Here is a 4,410-nt window from a genome sequence, read left to right on the forward strand (position 1 = left end):
GACCCCGACAAGGACATCTCGCTCTACATCAATTCTCCCGGAGGAAGCGTGTCGGCGGGCCTTGCCATCTACGACGCCATCCAGTTCATCCGCTGCGACGTGTCCACCGTGTGCATCGGCATGGCGGCCGCCATGGGCTCGGTCCTTGCCTGCTGCGGCACGCCGGGCAAGCGCTTCATCACGCCCAATTCGCAGATCATGATCCATCAGCCCATGGGCGGCTCGGGCGAGCACACCCAGCAGACCGACTTCGAGATCCTGGCTGACGAGATGCGCAAGACGCGCGACCGCCTGGAGGGCATCCTCGCCAAGCACACCGGCCAGACCATCGAGACCATCCACCGCGATTCCGAGCGCGATCATTGGTTGACCGCCGAAGAAGCCAAGGCATACGGCCTGGTGGACGAAATCATCACCTCCCGCGCTGCGGGCAAGTAGGAAGCATAGGAAGCCATGCAACACGACGGCAATTCGACGATCGACCCCAAGGACGCGCGCTGCGTTTTCTGCGGCAAGACGGCCGACCAGGTGGGCGGCATGATACAGAGTCCTGATGGCGTGTGCATCTGCAACGAGTGCATCGAGGTGTGCTCGGATGTGCTCGAGCAGGGCGGCTACATGCAGCCGGGCGAGCTGCGCGGACGCCATGCGGCCCAAGCCGCCCAGGCGCCCGACGGCGTGCCCACCGCCGAGCAGGTGCTGGCCGACCTGCCCACGCCCCATGAGCTCTACAACCGCCTGAGCGAGCATGTGGTGGGGCAGGACGCCGCCAAGCGCGCGCTCTCGGTGGCCGTGTACAACCATTACAAGCGCATCAGCCTGGATGCCGCCGCCGAGGAAGGCGATGTGGAGCTGGCCAAGAGCAACATCATGCTTCTGGGTCCCACCGGCTCGGGCAAAACGCTGCTCGCTCAGACGTTGGCCCGCACGCTGCAGGTTCCGTTCGCCATCGCCGACGCCACCACGCTCACCGAGGCGGGCTACGTGGGCGAGGACGTGGAGAACATCCTGCTCAAGCTGATCACCGCCGCCGATTTCGACATCGAGCGCGCGCAGATCGGCATCATTTACATCGACGAGATCGACAAGATCGCCCGCAAGGCCGAGAACCTCTCCATCACGCGCGACGTGTCGGGCGAGGGCGTGCAGCAGGCGCTGCTCAAAATCGTGGAAGGCACCGAGGCCGCCGTGCCGCCCCAGGGCGGGCGCAAGCATCCCCAGCAGGAGCTCATCCACATCGACACCACGAACATCCTGTTCATCCTGGGCGGCGCGTTCGTGGGCTTGGCCGACATCATCGGCCAGCGCGTGGGCAAGACCGGCATCGGCTTCACCAACGATATGCCCGAGTCCAAGAAGCATGCCGAGGCAGAGCTGCTCGCCAAGGTGCTGCCCGAAGACTTGAACAAGTTCGGCATGATCCCCGAGTTTGTGGGCCGCATCCCCGTCATCTGCTCGCTGGATGAGCTGACCGAGGACGACCTGGTGCATATCCTCACCGACCCGAAGAACGCGCTGGTGAAACAGTACACGCGCATGTTCGAGTTCGAGGATTCCGAGCTGGTGTTCACCGATGAGGCGCTGCGTGCCATCGCGCATGAGGCCGTGGAACACGGCACCGGCGCCCGCGGCCTGCGCTCCATCTGCGAGCGCGTGCTGCAGGACGTTATGTTCGACCTGCCCGAGCACGAGCCGGGCACGCGCGTGACGCTGCGCGCCACCGACATCACAGGCGAGACGAGCCCTGAGATTGTCCGCTTCAACGATGAAGAGCCTGCGGCTTAGCCCTGAGGCTTTTCTAAAAACGGTCGCCCATTGCTCGTTGGTTGCGTCGGCGGTATTCGCCGGTCATCTGCGAGCATGGGCGCTTTATTTGGTTCAACTGGCCTTTCGTAGTTCTTGGAATGCTCTCATATGTGGATTGTGCTATCGTGCGCATATCTGAATATGAAGCGGAGGCGCGAGGGAGGGTTCCACGCGCAGTTCCGCACGAGCCGAAAGCCACTTTTGTGGCTTTCGTGCGAGACAGGACTGTTTGAGCATGGAACCCTCCCTCGCGCCTCCGCGGTGGGATAGATAACGAGAAAGGCAAGCCATGGGAGAGCTTTCCAAGAACTACGATGCGGCGGCCATTGAGCAGCAAATGCTCGACAAGTGGATGGCCGGCGAATACTACCGCCGCAATCCCGGCGTAGGCGACTGCACCGTCACCATTCCGCCCCCCAACGTGACCGGCGTCCTGCACATGGGCCACGCGCTCGACGACACCATTCAGGATACGTTCGTGCGCTTTAACCGCATGCGCGGCGTGTCCACGCGCTGGATCCTGGGCACCGACCATGCGGGCATCGCCACGCAGACCAAGGTGGATAAAAAGCTCGCCGCCGAGGGCGTATCGCGTCGCGAGATCGGTCGCGAGAACTTCATCGAGGCCTGTTGGGATTGGACGCGCGAATACGGCGGAACCATCAAGGAACAGATTAAGCGTATGGGCTGCTCGGTCGACTTCTCCGACGTGCATTTCACCATGGACGACGATTATGCCAAGGCCGTGCGCAAGGTGTTCTGCGACTGGTACCATGACGGGCTCATCTATCGCGGCAAGCGCATCGTGAACTGGTGTCCCACCTGCGGCACCGCCATCTCGGACGACGAGGCGGAGTACCAGGAGGAAGACGGCCACCTGTGGCATCTGCGCTACCCGCTCACCGAGCCGGTCGACGGCCAGGAATACATCGTGGTGGCCACCACGCGCCCCGAGACCATGCTGGGCGACACCGGCGTGGCCGTGAGCCCCAAGGACCACGACAAGGATAAATTCGTGGGCAAGACCGTCATGCTGCCCATCATGGACCGCGAGATCCCCATCTTCAGCGACTTCTATGTGGATGCGGGCTTCGGCAGCGGCTTTGTTAAGGTCACTCCCGCGCACGACCCCAACGACTTCGCGATGGGGGAGCGCCACGGCCTGGAGAAGATCAACATCTTCGACGAGACCGCGCATGTGGTGGAAGGCTACGGCCAGTTCAGCGGCATGAGTCGCGAGGAATGCCGCGAGGCCGTGGTGGCGTGGTTCGAGGAGCACGGCCTGCTCGACCACGTGGAGGACCACAAGCACCCCGTCGTGCACTGCTACCGTTGCCCCAGCGCGCTTGGGCCGTGGCTGTCTGAGCAGTGGTTCGTGGCAGTCGACAAGCTCAAGGGCCCTGCTACCGAGGCGGTGACCAGCGGCAAGGTCAAGTTCCATCCCGAGCGCTGGACCCAGACCTATCTCACCTGGATGGAGAACCTCAAGGACTGGTGCATCTCGCGCCAGCTGTGGTGGGGCCATCGCATCCCGGTGTTCTACTGCGACGAGTGCGGTTGGATGGACGCGTGCATGGAGGACGTGCACGAGTGCCCCAAGTGCGGCGGCCACGTGCATCAGGATGAGGACGTGCTGGACACCTGGTTCTCCAGCCAGTTGTGGACGTTCGCCACGCAGGGCTGGCCCGACCATACCGAGCTGCTCGAGGGACATCATCCCACCAAGGCGCTCGTCACCGCACGCGATATCATCGCGCTGTGGGTGGCCCGCATGGTCATGTCGTCGCTGTATTTCCTGGATGAGATTCCGTTCGAGGACGTGGTCATCTACGCCACCATTCTGGCCAAGGACGGCACGCGCATGTCCAAGTCCAAGGGTAACGGCGTTGACCCCATGGACCTGATCGCCATGTACGGTGCCGATGCCATGCGCTTCAACCTGCTCACGCTGGTGACAAACAACCAGGACGTGCGCTTCGACGCCGACATCGACCCCCAGACGCATGAACTTATCGGCAGCCCCCGCACCGAGGCCGCGCGCGCCTTCGTGACCAAGATCTGGAACGCGAGCCGCTTCGTGCTGGGCAACCTGGAGGGCTTCACGCCGGGCCCCGCGAAGGCCGCAACGCCCGCGGACGCCTGGATTCTGTCGCGTCTGGCCGGTCTTGCCGAGGACGTGACGCGCGGCATCGAGACGTACAAGTTCGGCGAGGTCGCAAGCGCCCTGCATGCGTTCTTCTGGAACGAGTTCTGTGACTGGTACATTGAGTTCTGCAAGTCGTCGCTGCGCGAAGGTGCCGATGAGCAGGTGCGTCTGCAGACGCAGCGCAACCTGGTGTACGTGCTCGACTGCGCTCTGCGCCTGCTGCATCCCGCGATGCCGTTCGTGGCCGAGGCCATTTGGGAGCAGCTGCCGCACGAGGGCGAGGAGGCCCCGGCGCTCATGGTGGCGACGTGGCCCGAGCCCGGGTCGCTTGCCCGCTGGAAGGACGAGGCGGCCGAGCGCGCCATCGGTATGGTGTGCGGTACCGTGTCGGCTGTGCGTTCCGCCCGCGCCCGCTTCGGCATCTCGCCCAAGCAGGAGCTTGAGGTGATCGCCAAGGC

General features: G+C 63.8%; 3 protein-coding genes. All 3 read left to right on the forward strand.

Translation table 11 applies throughout. From position 1 onward, the window contains the following. A partial coding sequence (locus Q0J60_RS09410) for an ATP-dependent Clp protease proteolytic subunit (protein ID WP_294440904.1) occupies positions 1-438 on the forward strand: 438 nt, incomplete at its 5' end. A gap of 15 nt (positions 439-453) precedes the next feature. After that, positions 454-1,785 (forward strand): ATP-dependent Clp protease ATP-binding subunit ClpX, encoded by a 1,332-nt coding sequence (clpX, locus tag Q0J60_RS09415; protein WP_294440906.1) that lies wholly within the window; start codon positions 454-456, stop codon positions 1,783-1,785. Between the two features lie 310 nt (positions 1,786-2,095). Next, positions 2,096-4,410: valine--tRNA ligase (locus Q0J60_RS09420; protein ID WP_294440907.1), on the forward strand; the 2,315-nt coding region annotated here is incomplete at its 3' end.

The sequence above is a fragment of the uncultured Slackia sp. genome, from assembly GCF_944321625.1.
In the GTDB taxonomy this organism is placed as follows: Bacteria; Actinomycetota; Coriobacteriia; order Coriobacteriales; family Eggerthellaceae; genus Slackia.

Bases quoted from the DNA above. Each gene is read 5' to 3' on its own strand.
- clpX (WP_294440906.1), top strand. From the start codon at position 454: ATGCAACACGACGGCAATTCGACGATCGACCCCAAGGACGCGCGCTGC.